General features: G+C 50.9%; 1 protein-coding gene. It reads right to left on the minus strand.

Annotated features, from left to right (window positions below; all coding sequences use genetic code 11):
• Nucleotides 1–361: 361 nt before the first annotated feature.
• On the minus strand, nucleotides 362–589 hold the full coding sequence (locus DD606_RS25710; protein WP_129259550.1) for a reverse transcriptase domain-containing protein: 228 nt from the start codon (nucleotides 587–589) through the stop codon (nucleotides 362–364).
• Nucleotides 590–907 lie beyond the last annotated feature (318 nt).

Raw genomic sequence — 907 nt, forward strand, 5'->3', positions numbered from 1 at the left:
TGAGTCGTCGGCAAACTCAGTGTCAAGAAGCTAATCTGTCGTAATAGGGAGCTCACAAGCCAACTTGCTGAGAAATCAAAAATCTGCTCATCGCCTCCGCATAGAACAGAAAGAGAAAGGGGGCAGGAGGGCAAACCTGTCTGACAGATCGTGTGAGCATGAAGCGCTCACCTCTACCTCCTGCCAAAAGCACCTGACTGTGAGCCTGTCTGTACAAAGCTGACACCCCTCTGATCCAAGCATCTGAAAAGCCCATCCTGCGAAGCGTGCCCTCCCAGTCAACTCTGTCGTATGCCTTCTCAAACTCGAGAAGAAGGATCACAAGGTCCTCCCCACGGAGACGTGCCAGGGCAGAAGCCTCTCAGAAAGTGAAGATGTTGTCAAGGATATTGCGTTCCTTGACAAAACCTATCTGAGTCCCATGTATAAGGCTCTCCAAAAGTGGCTGAATCCTCAAACTCAGAGCCTTGGCAAGAATTTTGTAGGCTGAGTTGAGGATGGTGATGGGGCACCACTGCCGAATCTCATCCAAGGAGCCATCCTCCTTGGGAATGAGGTAAATCAGGCCCTCACTCATGCTGTCAGGCATCTCTCCTGTGTGCAGGATGTACTGAAAAGCACTATAGAGATCTGAGCCAAGCAAGTCCTAGTACTCCAAGAAAAAGCTGGGAGTCAAACCATCCTCACCTAGACAGCTACTAGGGGGGAGTGCACTAAGAGCCGTGTGCAGCTCCTCTAGCTGTAGAGGCAGCTGAAGCCTCTGACGCATCTCCTTAGTCACTAGACAACGCATCTGTGTCCACACCTGCTCTCTGCATGCATCCCGATGCTCTGACTGGGACTCTACAGACAGTAGCTCACGGTAAAAGTCAGTAGCAACTGCACGCATGTCCTCCTAAAGAAAGAA

The sequence above is a fragment of the Enterobacter cloacae complex sp. GF14B genome (genome assembly GCF_004136805.1).
Taxonomy (GTDB): Bacteria; Pseudomonadota; Gammaproteobacteria; order Enterobacterales; family Enterobacteriaceae; genus Enterobacter; species Enterobacter hormaechei_C.